This window comes from Fusobacterium sp. (genome assembly GCF_030528405.1).
GTDB lineage: Bacteria > Fusobacteriota > Fusobacteriia > Fusobacteriales > Fusobacteriaceae > Fusobacterium.
On sequence record NZ_JAUMYY010000008.1, the window covers coordinates 15,982 to 33,615 of the forward strand.

Here is a 17,634-nt window from a genome sequence, read left to right on the forward strand (position 1 = left end):
GAAATATATTTGTGATAAAATAGAGGAGGGATTGAAAACCTCCCTATTTTTAATTCTATAGGAGTGAAAAATTATGTCAAAAATAAGCAATGACTGGAAAAAAATTTTAGAAAATGAATTTAAGCAGGAATACTTTATAAAATTAAAAAGTATTTTAGAGGAAGAGTACAAAAATTATAAAGTCTATCCTCCTAAAAAAGACATTTTAAATGCCTTTATGCTGACTTCTTATTCAGATACAAAAATAGTTATTCTAGGACAAGATCCTTATCATCAGTATGGCCAAGCACATGGACTGGCTTTTTCTGTAAATTATGGTATTAAAACTCCACCTTCTCTTATAAATATGTATAAAGAATTACAAAATGACCTAGGTCTATATATTCCAAACAATGGTTATTTAGAAAAATGGGCAAAGCAAGGTGTACTGCTTCTAAATACAACTTTAACTGTCAGAGATAGTGAAGCAAATTCTCATTCTAATATAGGATGGCAAATTTTTACAGATAATGTTATAAAAATTTTAAATGAAAGAGAAGAAGCAGTAATTTTTATACTATGGGGAAATAATGCAAAATCTAAAGAGAAGTTTATAAATACTGAAAAACATTTTATTTTAAAAGGTGTACATCCAAGTCCACTTTCAGCAAGCAGAGGTTTTTTTGGCTGTAAACATTTTAGTGAAGCCAATAAAATTTTAAAAAATCTAGGTTTAAAAGAAATTGATTGGCAAATAGAAAATAAATTTTAAAGGAGTATATAAATGAATATTTTTTCAGGACTAGAATATAAAATTCTAAAAAATGTTGATTTTGATAGAAAATATAGTGGTATAGAGTATGACTCGAGAAAAATAAATGAAAATTTTATCTTTATTGCTCTTGAGGGTTCTAATGTTGATGGGCATAATTTTATAGATATTGCTGTTGAACGAGGTGCAACTTGCGTAGTGGTAAGTAAGGAAGTAGAATTAAAACATAATATTACTTATATTTTAATTGAAAATTTGAGATTGAAATTAGCTCATATAGCTTCAAATTATTTTAACTGGCCTCAAAGAAAATTGAAAATAATTGGTGTAACTGGAACTAATGGGAAAACTTCAAGTACATATATGATAGAAAAATTATTAGGAAATAAGAAAATAACAAGAATAGGAACTATAGAATATAAAATTGATGATGAAATTATAGAAGCTGTAAATACTACTCCCGAGTCACTAGACTTGATTAAAATTTTTGATAAAAGTTTAAAAAAAGGTGTAGATTACGTAATTATGGAGGTTAGTTCTCATTCCTTAGAACTTGGTAGAGTTGAAACTGTAGATTTTGACTATGCACTTTTCACTAATCTGACTCAAGATCATTTAGACTATCATGAAACTATGGAGAATTATTTTTTTGCCAAGAAAAAATTATTTTTAAAGCTTAAAGATAAAAAAAATTCAGTCATAAATATTGATGATGAATATGGAAAAAAACTTTATGAAGAACTATCAAATACTTCAAATGCTATTCTTTCTTATGGTATAAAAAACGGAGAATTAAAAGCAGAATTTATAGATAATGAAAAAATAAAAATAAGATACAAAGAAAGAGAAATAGTTGTAAATTATAAACTTTTAGGTAATTTTAATCTGTATAATACACTAGGTGCATTGGGAATTATTTTAAAAATGGGAGAAAAATTAGAAGTAATAGCTGCTAGAATAGAAGAATTAAGACCTGCTCCAGGAAGGTTTGAAACTGTGGAATGTGGGCAAGAATATAAAGTTATAGTTGACTATGCACATACACCAGATGCTCTTGAAAATGTTATAAAAGCTGCTAAAAACATAAAAGATAGGGGAAGAGTAATAACATTATTTGGTTGTGGTGGAGATAGAGATAGAAAAAAAAGACCAATCATGGCGAGAATTTCAGAAAAATATAGCGATATAACTATACTTACATCTGATAATCCTAGAACAGAAAATCCAGAACAAATATTTGAAGAAGTAAAAAAAGGATTTAATTTTTTAGAAAAACATATATTTGAACCTGATAGAGAAGAAGCTATAAAAAAAGCTATATCTATTGCTAGAAAGAATGATATAATATTGATAACTGGTAAAGGACATGAAACTTATCATATAATTGGGTTAAAAAAATATCATTTTGACGATAAAGAGATTGCCAGAAGAGAAATAGTTAAGAGAAAAATGAAAGAGAAGACGAAATATAAAACGGAGGTTTAAAATGCTAATTAGCAATGTAAATAAAATAAAAATAGGAAAGTTTGAAATAGGAGGAAGTAATAGATTTACTCTTATTGCAGGACCCTGTGTTATGGAATCATTAGAAATTATGGATGAAATTGCAGCTAAGGTCAAAAATATTTGTGATAATTTAGGCATCAATTATATTTTTAAAGCTTCCTTTGATAAAGCAAATAGATCCTCGATTTACTCTTATAGAGGTCCTGGTATAGATGAAGGAATGAAAATGCTTAAAAGTATTAAAGATAAATATGATATTCCCGTTATAACTGATGTTCACGAAGCATGGCAATGCGATAAAGTAGCAGAAGTTGCAGATATTTTACAAATACCTGCTTTCTTATGTAGACAGACTGATTTACTTGTTGCTGCAGCAAATACAGGAAAAGCAATTAATATTAAAAAAGGTCAATTTTTAGCTCCTTGGGATATGAAAAATATTGTTATAAAATTTGAAGAATCTAATAATAAAAATATAATGCTCTGTGAAAGAGGTTCGACTTTTGGTTATAATAATATGGTAGTTGATATGAGAGCTCTTTTAGAAATGAGAAAATTTGGTTATCCTGTCGTCTTTGATGTAACTCATGCTGTACAAAAGCCTGGAGGTCTAGGAACTGCAACTTCAGGGGATAGAGAATATGTTTATCCTCTTTTAAGAGCAGGACTAGCAATCGGTATCGATGCAATATTTGCAGAAGTTCATCCTAACCCTGCTGAAGCAAAATCTGATGGACCTAATATGCTATATTTAAAAGATTTAGAGGAAATTTTAAAAGTTGCAGTGGAAATAGATAGTATTGTAAAAGGAAAATAATATTTAACTACAATAATTTTTATATTTGCTTAATATAAATGTATGGAAATAAAAATTGTTGACAGTTTTTATAAAGTTTATTATAATTTAGCTAGATTAATAAACTTAAAGCAAGGAGGATAAAAAATGGTAACAAGAGATATGAATATAATGGAAATAGTTCAAAAATATCCTGTAGCAGTGGAAGTATTCCAAAGACATGGTCTTGGTTGTGTAGGATGTATGATAGCTTCTGGAGAAACTTTAGGAGAAGGAATAGAAGCTCATGGTTTAGATGTAAAATTAATTTTAGATGAAATAAATGCATTAATCCAGAAATAATTAAAGCTCCCTAAGGGAGCTTTTGCATTTTTAAAGGAACAAATCTATTGCCTTATTAGTTAAAACTTTTATTTTTGAAAAATCTTCTATATTACTAAAAATATTACTTGAACAGCAATTTGAAGTACAATTGTTTGATACTTTACATGAAGAGCAAGAACTAAATGATTTAGTTTTACAGCAATCACTTATTTCATTTAATTGCTCTCTTTTTATAAATACATCGTAAGGTTCAATATAGCCATTTTTTTCAAGAATCAAAAAACTTTGTTTTAAAGTCTTTTCATCAATTCCTAAGTTTTTCATTATTGCAGTTTCACTATATACGGCAGCAGAAAGCAAAAATTCTATAATTTTTATTTCTAGTTCTGTCATTATGCAACATCCTTTTTTCTAAAATTTACTTATGCTTATTATAGCATAATTTCTAATTTTAATTATAGAAAAAAATTAATAATTATGTTAAAATAAAAAGTAATTGTTAAAAATGTTTATATAGAAGGAGAAGAAACTTGGGGCTTTCATTACTAAAGGGAATTATAACAGGAATAATATTATCATTGCCATTTGGACCTGTTGGGCTATATTGTATAGAACTTACAATGGTAGAAGGTCGTTGGAAGGGCTATATGGCTGCAATGGGAATGGTTACAATTGATGTTTTATATGCAATAATTTCTTTACTCTTTATTTCAAAAGTTGAAACAATAATCATAAAATATGAATATTTTCTTACTCTAATTATAGGATTATTTTTAATGTATATAGCCTTAAAAAAAATATTATCCAAAACAGAGATAAAAGAAGTAAGAGTAGAAATAAAAAATATGGTACAAAATTATTTTACAGGTATATTTTTTGCTCTTGCAAATATAACAAGTATAGTAATGATAACTGTCATTTTCACTACACTTAAAGTTTACAATGATGAAAGTTCTACTCATATATATGAAACTTTATTAGGAGTTTTTATAGGTGGAGCTACAATGTGGTTTTTTACTACTCGTATATTTGCAGGCTTTAGAAAAAATTTAAATAAAAAGAGAATGTCAAAGTTAATAAAAGGAGTTAATATTTTATTATTTACATTTTCACTAATCTTAGTTATTAAAACTTTGTTTAAATGGCTAAGTTTTTAGAGAGGAAACAGATGACTAACATAAATAAAAATATTTCACTGGAATTTAAAAAATATGTAAAATTTAATCCAGAGAATCAAAATAAAGTAATAGGAGTAGCTATGAGTGGAGGTGTTGATAGCTCAACAGTCGCTTATATTTTAAAAGAGCAGGGATATAAAATATTTGGCGTAACTATGAAAACCTTTAATGATGAAGACTCAGATGCTAAAAAAGTATGTGAAGATTTGGGAATAGAACACTATGTTTTAGATGTTAGAGACGATTTTAAAGAAAAAGTTATGAATTACTTTATAAATGAATATATGAATGGAAGAACTCCTAATCCTTGTATGGTATGTAACAGACATATAAAATTTGGTAAATTACTTGATTTTATATTAGATAAAGGTGCCTCTTATATGGCAACAGGGCATTATACTAAACTAAAAAATGGTGCACTGACTGCAGGAGATGATGGAAATAAAGATCAGGTATATTTTTTAGCACAGGTAAAAAAAGAAAAACTTAAAAATATTATTTTCCCAGTTGGTGATTTGGAAAAACCTAAACTAAGAGAATTAGCTAAAGAATTAGGGGTAAGAGTTTATTCTAAAAAAGATTCTCAAGAAATATGTTTTGTTAAAGATGGAAAATTAAAAGAATTTTTAATAGAAAATTCAAAAGGTACTGCAATTAAAAAAGGAAATATAATTGATAAAAATGGAAAAGTCCTTGGGCAACATGAAGGTTTTTCATTCTATACTATAGGGCAGAGGAAAGGTTTAAGAATAGCAACAGATAAACCTTTATATGTTTTAGAATTTGATGTAAAAACTAATAGTATAATAGTTGGAAGTAACGAAGATTTAAATAAAGATGAACTTATTGCTACAAATATCAATTTATTTTTACAAACAAACATAGAATCTTTAGATAATTTAGAATGCTTTGTAAAAACAAGATCAAGAGACATCTTACATAAATGTATTTTAAAAAAGTCTGGAGAAGATTTTATTGTTAAATTAATAGATAATACTGTTAGAGCTGTTACTCCTGGTCAGGGTATAGTATTTTATAATAATGAAGGTTCTGTAATAGCGGGAGGCTTTATTAAAAAATAAACATTTTTAAAAATAGGAGGTAAAAAAATGGGATTCTTTAAAGAATTTAAAACATTTGTTATGCGTGGAAACTTGATTGACATGGCAGTTGGGGTTATAATTGGAGGTGCATTTGGAAAAATTGTAACAAGCCTAGTTAATGATGTTATGATGCCTATCTTAGGTATAGCTTTGGGAAATATTGATATCACTTCTTTGGAATACAAATTAGGGGAAGCTGCTGAAGGAGTTGAACAAGCTTCTATTAAATATGGAGTTTTCTTACAAGAAATAATAAACTTTTTAATTATAGCATTCTGTATTTTTGTATTTATAAAGCTTATAAATAATCTAAGCAAAAAGAAAGAAGAGCCTGCACCTGCTCCACCAGCACCATCTAAAGAAGAAGTTCTATTAACTGAAATTAGAGATGCCTTAACAAAAATGGCTGATAAGTAATTTTAAATAATAAATGAGAGTTGTTTTTTATTAAACACTCTCTTTTTTAATTAAAAATGCATAAATTATTATTAAAATGAATTTTAAAATACTCTTGACAATAGAAATATATAAAGTATGATATAAATATAATATTAATTAGGAGGTATACATTTTGAAGAAAAGATTGATTTTATTTACAAGCATAATACTTTCAATTTTAATCTTATTATTAGGATGTGGAAAGAAAAAAGAAGAAAAAGCTCTTGTTATGGGACTTGTACCTTTAAGTAATTCTGAGAAATTAATTGAGGAAACTGCACCTTTACATAATATGTTAACTGAAAAAATAGGAAAAAAAGTTGAAGGCTTTATTGCAACTAATTATATAGGAGTAGTTGAGGCCTTGGGAACAGGGACAATTGATTTTGCTTTGATACCTCCATTCGCCTATATACTTGCTAATAAAAAACATGGTTCTGAAGCTCTACTTACAAGTTTAAATAAAAATAATGAACCAGGTTATTATTCTGTACTAATTGTTAGAAATGATTTAGGAATTGAAAAAGTTTCTGATTTAAAAGGAAAAAAAATAGCTTTTGTAGACCCTTCATCAACTTCAGGTTACATATTTCCAGCAGTCATACTAATGGATAATGGAATAGATATAGAAAGAGATATTAGATATCAATTTGCTGGTGGTCATGATAAAGCTTTACAGCTTCTTATTAATGGCGATGTAGATGCAATAGGAACATATGAAAATGCTTTTAAAAAATTCTCAAAAGAATTTCCAGAAATAGAGAAAAAAACTAAAATAATAGAAAAGAGTGATTTGATACCTGGAGTTACTTTAACTGTTTCTTCAAAAATTGATGATTCTACAAAAAATAAAATAAAACAAGCTTTCATAGATATAACAGAAGAGAAGGAAGGTCAGGAACTTCTTTTAAATCTTTTTGGATTAAAGGGATTTCAAGAAGCTGATAAAAACAATTATGATAATATAAGAATTAAATTAGAAAAATTAGGTATAGATATTGAAAAAGTAAAATAAAAAATAAGAAGGGGCTATATTTCAACAGCCCCACTTTTTATGAGAGTGTAGATTTGAATCCTAAAAAAGAAAAAGGTACTCATTTTAGAATACCTTAATCTTGACATATTAAAAATATTAAACTAATATATTAAAGTTAACTAAAAAATTCTAATCATAGAAGATAGAATTTACAGAAAAAAGTTCATACTCTCAGAAATCTTAAATTTGTTTACATATCTTTAGAAACTACAACATTTACACCTGTATTAAAAACATTTTCAATTATTATATCTCCTCTTTTAACAGGTGCAGTCAGTTCAATTTTCTTCAATTCATCCATCAATTTAAAATTCATATTCTTTGGTATCCCTGCAGTTGTTTTAATTGGACATCTATAATCCAAAGCATTTTTTATTTTTACAGTAGATGTTACAACTCTTTTAGGATCTGTTAACTCTTCTTTTCCATAGACAGCTCCTCTTGGACATGCATTTCCCTCGACAGCTAAAGTTTCTGTATCAACGTTTATATGGCAACCAACAGGACAAACTATACATATCATTTCCTTTTTCATTACTTATCCCCTCCAATTTGTTCTATTGTACAGCTATCATAACTAGTACAAGAAACAATTTGTTTTCCTTCTACTATTTCAAATATTATATCTTTTCCTTTTAAATTTTCTAATTTTTTCTTAGATATTAGGAGTCTTTCCATTTCTCCTGGAGCCATATGATTTTTCTTAGTTGACATAAGAATCTCATCACCAGCTCTTACTTCTAATTTTACATTTTTAAAAATTCTATTGACTCTCATAAAAACTTCTAAAGACTTTTCTATGTTCTCCACTCTAACTTTTTGCGGAACTGTATATACTATACCATTTCCATTTTTTAAATTTATATATTCTCCGTCTTCTATTTCATTTTTTATATATCTAGCTGCAGCTTTTCCAGCTTTTCTTGATTCACCACTAACAAAATCTACAAGATCATGAACATGTACAACATTTCCTGCTGCAAATATTCCAGAGATATTAGTTTCCATTAATTCATTAACTATAGGTCCACTTGTTCTTCTATCCATTTCAATACCTGTTGCTCTTGAAATATCGTTTTCAGGTATTAAACCAACTGAAAGAAGTAAAGTATCACATTCATATTCTATTTCTGTTCCAGGAATAGGTTTCTTATTTTCATCAACCTTAGCTATAATAACTTTTTCTACTCTATCTTTTCCTATTATATCAACTACAGTATGACTTAAGTACAAAGGAATATCATAATCTTCCAAGCATTGAACTATATTTCTCATAAGTCCACCTGAAAAAGGCATTAATTCTGCTACTGCTAAAACTTTTGCTCCCTCAAGTGTAAGTCTTCTAGCCATAATAAGTCCTATATCGCCTGAACCTAAGATTACAACTCTTTTTCCAACCATATATCCTTCCATATTAATATATCTTTGAGCTGCACCAGCAGTAAATACACCAGCTGGTCTATCACCTGGAATCGCTATAGCTCCCCTTGTTCTCTCACGGCAACCCATAGTTAAAACAACAGCTTTAGCTTCTATAATCATATATCCATCTTCACTATTTATTGCTTGTACTACTTTTTCAGGAGAAACTTCTAAAACCATAGTATCCAGTTTATATTCAATATTTTGTTCTCTCAATTGATCAATAAATCTCTGTGCATATTCAGGTCCAGTTAATTCTTCTTTAAATTCATGTAATCCAAAACCATTGTGTATACATTGTTGCAGTATTCCACCTAATTCTTTTGCCCTTTCAATTACTAAAATACTATCAATTCCATTTTTTTTTGCTTCAACTGCAGCTGCAAGACCAGCAGGTCCACCACCTACCACTACTAAATCATATTTCATATCGTTTCCTCCTATTTTGTTTCCCCAGTTAAAATATAAGAGCCTTTTTCTTCAAGTAATATATCATCTAGTTTTTGATTTAGCTCCCTAGCCAATATTTCTTGAACACGAGGTCCACAAAATCCACCTTGACATCTTCCTGCACCTGGCCTACATCTTCTTTTAATGCCATTTAAAGTTCTTCCACCACATTTTCTATGAATTACATCAACAATTTCACCCTCAGTTATATTCTCACACCTACAAATTATTCTTCCATATTTTGGATCTTTTTTTATAAGCTCTGCTTTTTCTTCTGCAGAAAGTTCAATAAAGTAAATATGTTTTTTATTTTGTATAAAATTTTCTTTTTTACTTATATTTCCTAAACTTTTAACTACCATATCTGCCAAATCAACAGCCATAGCAGGTGCTGATGTTAGACCAGGTGATTTAGTTCCTGCCATATTAAAAAATCCTTTTACATCTTCTGCCTCACCTAAAATAAAATCTCCAGTGTCAGCTTCAGCTCTAAGTCCAGAAAAGTTTCTTATATTATCTCTAAAGTTAATATCTTTTATACTTTTAACTGCGGTATTTCTAATTTGTTCTAAGGCTTCTGCAGAACTTCCAACGTAGTTTCTATCACTGACATCAGAAGCTGTTGGACCTGAAATTATATTTCCATGAGCTGTTTTTGCCACTAAAATCCCTTTTCCCATTTCATTAGGACATTGAAATATTACACTATCAGTTAAATAACCTTGAGATTTATCAAGCAAATAGTATTCTCCAATTCTAGGAATTATTTTAAAAGTTTTCTTTGATACCATATTATTTAAAATATCGGCAAAAACTCCAGCAGCATTTATAACTGTTTTTGATTTTATAATCTCTCCATTTCTTAAATTTATCTCGAAATAATCATCAATTTTTTTTATATTTATTACTTCTGAATTTAATTTTAGCTCTGCACCATTTTCCATAGCGTTTTCTATAAGTTTTATAGTAAATTCCCATGGACCAGTAATACCAGCAGTTCCAGCATATAAAGCTGCAACAGCTTCTTTGCTAACATAAGGTTCTCTTTTTTGAATTTCTTCAGCTTCAATTATTTCAAGTTCAGGTACTCCATTTGCAATTCCTCTTTTGTAAAGAAGTTCTAAATGCTCTCTTTCTTTTTCAGAAAAAGCCAATACATAAGAACCTACTTTTCTAAAAGGAGCATCAACTTCTTTACAAAGCTCTTCATACATAGCATTTCCAGCAACATTATATTTAGCCATAAGACTTCCTTCTTTGGCATCATAACCAGCATGCACTATTGCAGAGTTAGCTTTCGTAGTTCCACAAGAAACATCATTATCTTTTTCTATTATTACAATACTTAAATTATATTTTGATAATTCTCGTGCAACAGCAGCTCCCATAATTCCACTACCAATTATAGCAACATCAAACATATCGTTTCCTCCTTAAAAAAATAAAGGTCATGAAAAAAGTATAGAATCTCTTCCACTTTTTACATGACACACATATACACTAGTCAGATTATTTATTTTTGCTATTTTATATTACATTTTTTTTTATTTTTTGTCAAGGTATAATTAAATATATTGAATATTTTTTATAATATACCAAATTCTCTATGATACTTTACTTAAATACTTTTTTGAATCTATCCATAATTTCTTTAACAGGTAATATTTCATCTATTTTCCAAGCATCTCTACCCGCGAAAAAAATTCCTTCATCTAAGTCTCCATCGTGTGCCATTACAAGTCTTTCATTTACACAAAACTTCTTAGTGCATTTTTTTAAGCATGCAAAACAGTTTTTAGGAAACTCAGTTACCTCATCTATAACTTTTTTTGCATAAGGACTTATAATCGCATTAGCAGGAAGACCAGCAGAACTCATTATTTGTATTATATCACCTTTTTTTAGGTTAACATACATTTCTTTAAAAATTCTACTAACCTCACACTCTTCTGAAGCTACAAATCTACTGCCCATTTGAACTCCAACTGCTCCAATTGAAAGCATTCTTGCTGCATCTTCTGGGGTAATTACTCCACCTGCACCTATAACAGGAATAGACAAATTTTGAGCTATTTCAGGAACTATGTCCCATGAATCAAGATCCGTACCTAAATGCCCTCCTGCATTAGCTCCTTCTACTACAACAGCAGGTGCCCCTAATTTCTCTGCAATTTTTGCAAGTTTTAAAGAGGAAACTATCGGAATTGCTTGAGTTTTTGTCCCTTTTACATATTCAAAAATATCACGAGAGAAGCCAGCTCCAAAAACTATAAACTCTACTCCTCCTTCGATTGCAGCATCTACTAATTTCATAAAATTACTTGCAGCAAACATTATATTGACTCCTAAGACCTTTTTAGCATCTTTCAATTTGCTTTTTGCATCCTCAATTTGTTTTTTTAATTCCAATTTTGAAAGTCCAGTCCCAGCAATTAGTCCAAGCCCTCCTTCATTGCTCACTGCTGCAGCTAAATTAGACATTGAGATTCCAATTGCCATACCTCCTTGAAAAATTGGTACTTCTATTTCTACATTTCCTATCTTTAACATTTAATTACCTCCATTAAATAACAAGTGTTATTTTTTATGAAAATATTATAGCATAAGTTTAAAGATAATGAAAGAAAAATATTTATTGATATATTAAAAACAAAATTTTTTTATTAAAAAAAGAATGCATTGTTTTATATTTTTCACACTATTTAATAAATTAGTAAATTCTCTAATTTATAAATCTTTTATATCTTCCTCTGTTAATCTATCTTTAATTGGTTTATTTCTGTCCAACGGATTTAAACAAATTAAAAAATAAGCATAGATTATGGCTACTATTGGATTCGCTAAACCAAGTATATGATACCTTCCATATTGAAAAGCACTTACACCTAAAGTGGCAAAATATACGGCACCACAAGTTGACCATGGTACTAATCCTGAAGTAAGTGTTCCTGCATCTTCCAGTGTTCTTGATAAATTTTCAGGTGCTAAATTTAATTTCTTATAAACTTTTTTATACATTTGTCCTGGTATAACTATAGACATGTATTGATCAGCTGCAACAAAATTACATAATATACACATTAAAACATTGGAAGTCATAATTGATCCTCTTCTTCTTAAATGCTTTAAAATAGTTTCAATAATTGTGTCTACACATCCAATTGCCTTTATTGCTCCTCCAAAAGCTAAAGCACAAATCACCAAAGAAATTGTTTCCATCATAAAAAGTAAGCCACCTCTATTTAAAAGTTTATCAACAACTGCATTTCCTGTATCTAAACTAGGTCCTTCATATAATACTGTAATTATAGTTTGTAAATCTACCCCCTGATAAAAAGACATAGCAATTCCTGCAATTGTACCTATAAGCATTCCTGGTACTGGAGGAATCTTTAAAAAGATGACTATAATTATAATTAAAGGTGGAATAAAAACTAGAGGAGTAATTTTAAAATTAGCTGCAATTGTTTTTGTAATATCAACAATAGCTTGATTATCAATGTCAGAATTTCCAAAATTTTTTCCTAAAAATGAAAAAATAAGAAGTGCTATTATAAAACTTGGAATAGTTGTTTTTAACATATGCCTAACATGTTCAAATAAATTAGCTTCCGCTGTTGCAGCTGCAAGGTTTGTACTATCAGACAAAGGAGATAATTTATCACCAAATGATGCTCCAGTAACAACGGCTCCAGCTACCAATGGTGCTGGGATTCCCATACCTATTCCTATTCCCATTGCGGCTGTCCCCATTGTCCCAGCCGTAGTCCATGCACTTCCTGTTGAAACGCTAATTATTGCACACATAATTGGAAGAACTATCAAAAAAATTCTAGGAGTGAATAAATTTAATCCGTAATATATCATACCTGGAACGATTCCACCAATAATCCAAGAACCAATTAAACAGCCTACTATTAACATAATAAAATTAGCTTGTAAACCCATTTTATTAGTTTCTATCATAGATTCTTCAATTTCCTCATAAGAATAACCTAAAAAATATCCTAATATACAAGTAAAACTTATTCCAAGTATTAAAGGGATTTGTGCAGGTGATTCATAGACAATAGTTCCTAAAAGCATAACAATAATTAAAAAAATAAAAGGCAAAACTGCAATAAAAAGACTAGGCTTCCTTTTTATTCTCATCATATCCAACTCCTTTTTTATTTTTTGATAAAAAATATTTTATTAAATTTTATCTTATTCTCAACATTTGTAAAATATATATTTTTTAAATATTAAATATATAAAATATATTTAAAACTGTGCGATTATTCAGAAAATTCACAAAAAACTTAATTTTGTGTTATAATAAATGATAAATAAAAATACAGATAGGAGAAGATATGCAATATAAATTAGTAATTTGTGATATGGATGGAACCTTGCTCACATCAAATCACACAATATCAGAATATAGTAAAAATATAATTTCTAAGTTAAATGAAAAGGGAATAATTTTTGTTATAGCTACAGGAAGACCATATTTAGATGCAAAATTTTTTAAAAATCAATTAGGTTTAAAATCTTTTTTAGTAACTTCTAATGGTGCTGTTGTACATAATGAGAATGATGAAGAAATAATATCAGAAAAAATTTCAGAAAAATATGTAAATAAAATCTTAGATTTTGAGGTTGATAAAAAAGAATATCATAGAAATATCTACAAAAATGGCAACTGGTATATAGAGTATAAAATAGAAGGACTAGATGAATTTCACGCAGAATCTGGTTTTCCATATAAAATAGAAAATTTTGATAGGTTTAAAAATCATGATATAACAAAATTTTTCTACCTAGCTAAAGAGAATAAAATAGAAGTTTTAGAGCATCGGTTAAGAGAAGAATTTTCTGAAGATTTAACTATAACTCTATCATCTTCATTTTGTATAGAATTACTAAAAAAAGGTACAAATAAAGGAAATACTATAAAAAAAATAGCAACTTATCTAAACATTCCTTTGGAGAATATAGTTGCCTTTGGCGATGGACTCAATGATTATGAAATGTTAAGTATAGTCGGAAGAGGATTTATCATGGATAATGCTAATCCAAGACTTAAAGAAAAATTACCAGAATTAGAAATTATTGGCAATTGTAATGAAGATGGTGTCGCAAAAAAATTAGAAGAAATTTTTTTACAAAATTAAAAAATTTTAGTTATTACTTAATTAAGAGGAGCGTTAAAATTTATGTATGATTTATATGATTTTCCATTATACAGACCACCAAGTGAAGCTTACAGTCTTATAATTCAAATAACATTAGGTTGTTCTCATAATAGATGCACTTTTTGTAGTATGTATAAAGATAAAAAATTTGTTATAAAACCTGTAGAAGAAATCAAAAAAGAAATAGATACTTTTAGAGCAATTTATAAAAACAGACCTGTGGACAAAATATTTTTAGCTGATGGGGATGCACTTATTGTTCCAACTAAAATTCTTGCTGAAATTTTAGACTATATTAAATTGGTGTTTCCAGAATGTCAAAGAGTATCGGTATATGGTACAGCTATTGCTATACACCAAAAAAGTACAGACGAATTAAAACTTCTCTACGAAAAAGGATTAACATTAGTTTATTTAGGAGTTGAAAGTGGTGATAATGAGGCTCTTAAATTCATAAAAAAGGGAATTAAAGCTGAGAAGATCGTTGAATTATCAAAAAAAATAATGAATACTGGTATTGAACTTTCAATAACACTTATAGCGGGTCTTATGGGAAAATATCAAGATAATAAAAACCATGCAATCAACACAGCAAAAATAATTCAAGAAATTTCTCCTAAATATGCCAGTATTTTAAATTTAAGACTGTATGAAGGAACTGAATTATACAAGCTTATGCAGGAAGGAAAATATGATTACTTAGAAGGAGTAGAAGTTTTAAAAGAAATGAAACTTACTTTAGCAAGTATGGATAGAGAAAAATTTACAAGAAAAGTAATATTTAGAGCAAACCATGCATCTAACTATTTAAATTTAAAAGGAAATTTACCTGATGATATAGATAGGATGATTGCTGAAATAGATAATGCAATAGAACATGAGGCTATAGATGTGAACAATTATAGATTTTTATAGAGAGGTGATATCGCTATGAATATATTAATGGCTTTATCTCAACTAGAGGTTACAGGAGCTGAAATTTATGCTACTACCATTGCAGATGAACTAACAACAAGAGGAAATAAAGTTTTTATAGTTTCTGACACTCTATCTACAAACACTAAAGCTAAATATATAAAATTAGAGTTTAATAAAAGAAGTCTTGCTAATAGATTAAGTCATATTAAAACACTTGTAAGAATTATTAAAGAAAATGATATACACATTGTACATGCTCATTCAAGGGCTTCTTCATGGAGTTGCCAAATAGCATGTAAGCTTACAAATATTCCCTTAATAACTACAACTCATGGAAAACAACCAGTGCACTTAAGTCGAAAGATAATAAAAGGTTTTGGAGAACATAGCATAGCCGTATGTGAAAATATAAAAAATCATCTTGAAAAAGATATAGGTTTTACAAAAGAAAAAATTACTGTACTTAGAAATCCCATAAACTTCTCTGAAAAACTACTTCCTAAAAAAGAAAATAAGGAAATAGTTGTATCAATTATAGGAAGGCTATCAGGCCCTAAGGGTGATGTAGCCTACGATATACTAAATATTTTTAGCCAACAAAAATTACTTGATACTTACAAAGTGAGAGTTATAGGTGGAAAAGATATACCTAAAAGATTTCTTCCTCTTAAAAAAGAAGGAATTGAATTTTTAGGTTATATCCCAGATATACAAGAAAAAATTTTAAGCTCAGATATTATAATTGGTGCTGGAAGAGTTGCTATGGAAGCAATACTGAATAAAGTTCCAGTTATAGCTGTAGGAGAAACAGAATACTTAGGGCTTGTTCAAAACAATAATTTAGAAATGGCATTTTCTTCAAATTTTGGAGATATTAGTAATTTCAAATATGCTAAGATAGAAGTTGATATTTTTTTAAATGATATAAAAAATGCTTTGAAGCTTTCTGACACTGAAAAAGAAAACTTAAAAGAAGTTGTATTTTCTGAAGTTAACCTTCAAAATATAGTTGATAAAATAGAGAAAAAATATTTCTCTTTATATGTTCAAAAACGAAGATGGGAGGTTCCAATTCTAATGTATCATAGAGTTATTAATTCTTCTGAAAATGAAGGTGTACATGGAACCTATATCTATGAAAATAGCTTTAGAGAACATATGAAATATTTAAAAGATAATAATTATGAGCCCATAACATTTAAAGACTTTGAAAAAATTTCTTGGAGAAAGAGATTTGATTTAAATAAAAAATATATAATAATAACTTTTGATGATGGTTATGTCGATAATTTTGACCTAGCCTTTCCTATTCTAAAAGAATTTAATTTTAAGGCTACTATCTTCTTAATGGCAGAATCAACATATAATGAATGGGATGTTGAGGCAAGCAATGAAAAAAAATTCCCTTTAATGACTAAAGAAATGATTTTAGAAATGCAGGAATATGGGATAGAATTTGGTGCTCATACTTTCAACCATCCTAAAATAAATAAAATAAGTGAGAAAGAAATAGAACAACAAGTTATATGTTGCAAAAAAATATTAGAAGAAAAAATAGGTCAAAATATAATAAGTTTTGCCTATCCTTATGGAATATTGAATGAATATGCTAAAAAAATGGCAAAAAAAGCAGGATATATATTTGCTCTGGCAACTGATTCTGGCTCTGTTTGTATCTCAGATGATTTTTATCAAATAAGAAGAATAGCTATTTTTCCTAATACTAATCTTAGAAGTTTTAAAAGAAAAGTTAAAGGAAATTACAACTTTATAAAAATAAAAAGGGAGGAAAAAAAATGAAAAAATCATATATTTTAATAAGTTTGTTAGTTTTCGCAAGTTCTACTTTTGCAAATACTGTTTCTGTAGGAGGAGTAGTGGGAAAACAAAGTGGATTATATAGAGGGAGTGAAGATACAATGTTTCTTCCTTATGTAAAAGTTAACTATGATAATTTCTATATAAATGGCTTTAAAGTTGGATATAAATTTTTAAATACTGATGTTTTGGATCTATCCGTATATGGTAATTTTCAAGATGGTCACTCAATAAAAGCTTCTAATATGGACTATGGTTACAAAACTATAAATGAAAGAAAGAAGCAAATAACAGCTGGAATAAAATTAGATGCCCCTTTAAATATAGTTGGTGAAAAAATAAATTTAAGTACTTCACTTGAAGGAGGTAAAAGAGGAACACATGGAAAATTAGAATTATCAAAAGTAATAAAAATTTCTGAAAATTTTATACTGATTCCTAATATCAACAGTAAGTATTTTGAAAAAAAATATACAAGATATTATTTTGGTATTGCTGATAACGAACTGGGAAAAGCTATAAAAGAAAGCTATAAACCCGATAATTCATACTCAGTAGGAGCTGGCATCTACTCAGAATATTATTTTAATAGAGCTTTCTCAGCATTTGCCTATATTAGCTTAGATAAATATTCTAAAGAGGTTAGAAGATCTCCTATTATTAAAAATGATGTAGTTACTAATGTAGGTATGGGACTAAAGTTTTCTTTTTAAGGAA

18 protein-coding genes are annotated in these 17,634 nt (G+C 28.3%); 12 read left to right on the forward strand and 6 right to left on the reverse strand.

All coding sequences use genetic code 11. The features are described from left to right. Nucleotides 1-73: 73 nt before the first annotated feature. From Q4A58_RS02320 to Q4A58_RS02335, 4 genes are all read left to right on the forward strand, one after another. Nucleotides 74-751 (forward strand): uracil-DNA glycosylase, encoded by a 678-nt coding sequence (locus Q4A58_RS02320; RefSeq protein ID WP_303116260.1) that lies wholly within the window; start codon nucleotides 74-76, stop codon nucleotides 749-751. A 12-nt stretch (nucleotides 752-763) separates the two neighbouring features. After that, entirely contained in the window at nucleotides 764-2,236 is a 1,473-nt protein-coding gene (locus tag Q4A58_RS02325) for a UDP-N-acetylmuramoyl-L-alanyl-D-glutamate--2,6-diaminopimelate ligase (protein WP_303116262.1), read from the forward strand. Between the two features lies 1 nt (nucleotide 2,237). Beyond that, on the forward strand, nucleotides 2,238-3,074 hold the full coding sequence (gene kdsA / locus Q4A58_RS02330; RefSeq protein WP_303116264.1) for a 3-deoxy-8-phosphooctulonate synthase: 837 nt from the start codon (nucleotides 2,238-2,240) through the stop codon (nucleotides 3,072-3,074). Between the two features lie 126 nt (nucleotides 3,075-3,200). Then, nucleotides 3,201-3,395, forward strand: coding sequence for a DUF1858 domain-containing protein (locus tag Q4A58_RS02335; protein WP_303116267.1), 195 nt, complete (start codon nucleotides 3,201-3,203; stop codon nucleotides 3,393-3,395). 30 nt (nucleotides 3,396-3,425) lie between these two features. Here the strand turns inward: Q4A58_RS02335 and Q4A58_RS02340 are convergent, their stop codons facing one another. Next, on the reverse strand, nucleotides 3,426-3,770 hold the full coding sequence (locus tag Q4A58_RS02340; RefSeq protein WP_303116269.1) for a hypothetical protein: 345 nt from the start codon (nucleotides 3,768-3,770) through the stop codon (nucleotides 3,426-3,428). Between the two features lie 137 nt (nucleotides 3,771-3,907). On the opposite strand from Q4A58_RS02340, the gene Q4A58_RS02345 reads away from it, so the two are divergent. From Q4A58_RS02345 to Q4A58_RS02360, 4 genes are all read left to right on the forward strand, one after another. Further along, entirely contained in the window at nucleotides 3,908-4,534 is a 627-nt protein-coding gene (locus Q4A58_RS02345) for a LysE family translocator (protein WP_303116271.1), read from the forward strand. 11 nt (nucleotides 4,535-4,545) lie between these two features. Further along, a complete protein-coding gene (gene mnmA / locus Q4A58_RS02350) occupies nucleotides 4,546-5,637 on the forward strand; it encodes a tRNA 2-thiouridine(34) synthase MnmA (protein WP_303116273.1) in 1,092 nt (363 codons plus the stop codon). Nucleotides 5,638-5,664: 27 nt separating this feature from the next. After that, nucleotides 5,665-6,075, forward strand: coding sequence for a large-conductance mechanosensitive channel protein MscL (gene mscL, locus Q4A58_RS02355; RefSeq protein ID WP_303116276.1), 411 nt, complete (start codon nucleotides 5,665-5,667; stop codon nucleotides 6,073-6,075). A 154-nt stretch (nucleotides 6,076-6,229) separates the two neighbouring features. Continuing rightward, nucleotides 6,230-7,111, forward strand: a complete 882-nt coding sequence (locus Q4A58_RS02360) for a phosphate/phosphite/phosphonate ABC transporter substrate-binding protein (RefSeq protein WP_303116277.1) — start codon at nucleotides 6,230-6,232, stop codon at nucleotides 7,109-7,111. 211 nt (nucleotides 7,112-7,322) lie between these two features. Here Q4A58_RS02360 and Q4A58_RS02365 read toward each other — a convergent pair whose 3' ends face one another. From Q4A58_RS02365 to nhaC, 5 genes are all read right to left on the reverse strand, one after another. Beyond that, on the reverse strand, nucleotides 7,323-7,667 hold the full coding sequence (locus Q4A58_RS02365; RefSeq protein WP_303116279.1) for a DUF1667 domain-containing protein: 345 nt from the start codon (nucleotides 7,665-7,667) through the stop codon (nucleotides 7,323-7,325). After that, nucleotides 7,667-8,983: an NAD(P)/FAD-dependent oxidoreductase gene (locus Q4A58_RS02370; RefSeq protein ID WP_303116281.1), complete on the reverse strand. Its 1,317-nt coding sequence runs from the start codon at nucleotides 8,981-8,983 to the stop codon at nucleotides 7,667-7,669. The genes Q4A58_RS02365 and Q4A58_RS02370 overlap by 1 nt, the downstream gene beginning before the upstream one ends. Before the next feature lie 11 nt (nucleotides 8,984-8,994). Then, nucleotides 8,995-10,425: an NAD(P)/FAD-dependent oxidoreductase gene (locus Q4A58_RS02375; RefSeq protein WP_303116283.1), complete on the reverse strand. Its 1,431-nt coding sequence runs from the start codon at nucleotides 10,423-10,425 to the stop codon at nucleotides 8,995-8,997. A 193-nt stretch (nucleotides 10,426-10,618) separates the two neighbouring features. Further along, on the reverse strand, nucleotides 10,619-11,554 hold the full coding sequence (locus Q4A58_RS02380; protein ID WP_303116285.1) for a nitronate monooxygenase family protein: 936 nt from the start codon (nucleotides 11,552-11,554) through the stop codon (nucleotides 10,619-10,621). A gap of 177 nt (nucleotides 11,555-11,731) precedes the next feature. Next, the gene (gene nhaC / locus Q4A58_RS02385; protein WP_303116287.1) at nucleotides 11,732-13,159 is read right to left on the reverse strand and encodes a Na+/H+ antiporter NhaC; all 1,428 of its coding nucleotides are present in this window, start codon (nucleotides 13,157-13,159) and stop codon (nucleotides 11,732-11,734) included. Between the two features lie 197 nt (nucleotides 13,160-13,356). On the opposite strand from nhaC, the gene Q4A58_RS02390 reads away from it, so the two are divergent. The 4 genes from Q4A58_RS02390 to Q4A58_RS02405 are packed head-to-tail and all read left to right on the forward strand — an operon-like array spanning nucleotide 13,357 to nucleotide 17,630. Beyond that, on the forward strand, nucleotides 13,357-14,160 hold the full coding sequence (locus Q4A58_RS02390; RefSeq protein ID WP_303116291.1) for a Cof-type HAD-IIB family hydrolase: 804 nt from the start codon (nucleotides 13,357-13,359) through the stop codon (nucleotides 14,158-14,160). A 42-nt stretch (nucleotides 14,161-14,202) separates the two neighbouring features. Further along, nucleotides 14,203-15,096 carry a radical SAM protein gene (locus Q4A58_RS02395; RefSeq protein ID WP_303116294.1) on the forward strand — a complete coding sequence of 298 codons (894 nt, stop codon included), beginning with the start codon at nucleotides 14,203-14,205 and terminating at the stop codon, nucleotides 15,094-15,096. A gap of 15 nt (nucleotides 15,097-15,111) precedes the next feature. Next, on the forward strand, nucleotides 15,112-16,899 hold the full coding sequence (locus Q4A58_RS02400) for a polysaccharide deacetylase family protein (RefSeq protein ID WP_303116296.1): 1,788 nt from the start codon (nucleotides 15,112-15,114) through the stop codon (nucleotides 16,897-16,899). Then, on the forward strand, nucleotides 16,896-17,630 hold the full coding sequence (locus Q4A58_RS02405) for a MipA/OmpV family protein (RefSeq protein WP_303116297.1): 735 nt from the start codon (nucleotides 16,896-16,898) through the stop codon (nucleotides 17,628-17,630). The genes Q4A58_RS02400 and Q4A58_RS02405 overlap by 4 nt, the downstream gene beginning before the upstream one ends. The last annotated feature ends 4 nt before the right edge of the window (nucleotides 17,631-17,634 follow it).